The organism is Streptomyces katrae (assembly GCF_000966975.1).
In the GTDB taxonomy this organism is placed as follows: domain Bacteria; phylum Actinomycetota; class Actinomycetes; order Streptomycetales; family Streptomycetaceae; genus Streptomyces; species Streptomyces katrae.
Map to the genome: position 1 here is coordinate 1 of NZ_JZWV01000085.1, position 2,006 is coordinate 2,006.

The following is a 2,006-nucleotide window of genomic DNA, read 5'->3' on the forward strand; positions in this document are numbered from 1 at the left end:
GTCCCCGTCCCGGCCGCTGCCGTACGTGGCGAGCAGGGCCTGCGCCTCGATGGGGTCGCCCAGGACGGTTCCGGTGCCGTGCGCTTCGAGCAGGTCCACCTCGCCGGCCGCGACGCCCGCGTTGGCCAGGGCCCGCCGGATGACCTTCTCCTGGGCGCGGCCGTTGGGCGCGGTCAGTCCGTTGCTGGCGCCGTCCTGGTTGACGGCGGAGCCGCGGACCAGGGCGAGTACGGGGTGCCCGTTGCGGCGGGCGTCGGACAGCCGCTCCAGCAGCAGGACTCCGACGCCCTCGGCCCAGCCGGTGCCGTCCGCCCCGTCCGCGAAGGCCTTGCAGCGGCCGTCGGGCGAGAGCGCGCCCTGGCGGGCGAACTCCACGAAGGCCGCGGGGGAGGACATCACCAGCGCCCCGCCCGCCAGCGCGAGGGAGCACTCCCCCGCGCGCAGCGACTGCACGGCCGTGTGCAGGGCCACCAGCGAGGAGGAGCACGCGGTGTCCAGGGACACCGCCGGTCCGGTCAGCCCCAGTTCGTACGCCACCCGGCCGGAGGCGACGCTCAGCGAGCTGCCGTACAGGAGGTAGCCCTCCAGGTCGCTGCGGCCCGCCTCCAGGAAGCGCCAGCCGTACTCGGTCGAGCTCACCCCGGTGAAGACCCCGATCTCGCTCCCGCGGACGTCGGCGGGGACGATGCCGGCCCGTTCGAAGGCCTCCCAGGAGGTCTCCAGCAGCAGGCGCTGCTGCGGGTCGGTGGCGAGGGCCTCGCGGGGGCTGATGCCGAAGAACTCGGCGTCGAACCCGGCCGGGTCCGCCAGGAACCCGCCGTGGCGGACGTGGGCGCTGCCGGGGGTGTCGGGGTCCGGGTCGTAGACGTCGCGCCAGCCGCGGTCGGCCGGGAAGGCGTCCACGACGTCGCGGCCCTCGCGGACCACCTCCCACAGTTCCTCGGGCGAGGACACGCCCCCCGGGTAGCGGCAGGCCATGGCCACCACGGCGACCGGCTCGCCCCGGCCGGCCCGGAGGGCCTCGTTCTCCTGGCGGAGGCGGTCGCGTTCCTCCAGGAGGGTGCGCAGCGCCCGCTGGACCCGGTCCGCGCCCTCCGCCGTCTGTTCCGCGGCGTTGGTCATGTCACTACCTCTTCTCATCCAGGGCCAGGTCGAGCAGCGCGTCCAGGTCCATGCCCGCGAGCTCCTCCGTGCCGGCGGCCTCCTGTGCCGGCTCCTCCGGCGCGCCGGCCGGGGCCGCGCAGGCGAGGACGGCTTCCAGGAGGCCCGCCCTGCGCAGGGCGTCGACCGGGACGGTCCGCAGCACCTCCCTGATCTCCGCGTCCGAGGCGCGCTCCGGTTCCCCGTCCGGTGCGGGGCGCAGCAGGCCGAGGAGGTGTCCGGCCAGTTCGCGCGGGGTGGGGTAGCTGAAGACGAGGGTGGAGGGCAGGCGCAGTCCGGTGGCGGCGGCCAGGCTGTTGCACAGTTCGACGGCGGTCAGTGAGTCGAACCCGAGCTGGGTGAAGGGCTGTTCGGGGTCGATGGTCGTGCCGGCCGGGTGGCCGAGGACGACGGCGGCCCGGTCGCGGAGCCAGTCCAGGACGGCCGTCCCGGCCTCGTCCGCCGGCAGGGCCGACAGCCCGGCGGGCAGTCCGGAGGGGCCGGTGTCCGCGGTGGCCGCCCGGTCCCGGCGCGGTCGCGCGCCGTCGGCGAGGCCGCGCAGCAGCGGTGGCAGTTCCCCGTCCGGCCGGCCGCGCAGGGCCGCGAGGTCCACCCGGGCCGGGATGAGGACGGGCTCGCCGCTCGCGCACGCCGCGTCGAACAGGGCGAGGGCCTCGGGGGTGGGCATGGGGGCGATGCCCGTCCGGCGGAGCCGGGAGCGGTCGGCCCGGTCCAGGCCCTCCGTCATCGCGCTGCTCTGTTCCCACCAGCCCCAGGCCAGGGAGGTGCCGGGCAGCCCGGAGGCCCTGCGGCGCACGGCCAGGCCGTCCAGGAAGGCGTTCGCGGCGGCGTAGTTGGCCTGGCCG

At 76.6% G+C, this 2,006-nt stretch carries 2 protein-coding genes; both read right to left on the reverse strand.

What is annotated here, in order from left to right; translation table 11 throughout:
- A partial coding sequence (locus VR44_RS04670; protein ID WP_045946070.1) for a beta-ketoacyl [acyl carrier protein] synthase domain-containing protein occupies window positions 1–1,122 on the reverse strand: 1,122 nt, incomplete at its 3' end.
- A 4-nt stretch (window positions 1,123–1,126) separates the two neighbouring features.
- Window positions 1,127–2,006: beta-ketoacyl reductase (locus VR44_RS04675; protein ID WP_045946071.1), on the reverse strand; the 880-nt coding region annotated here is incomplete at its 5' end.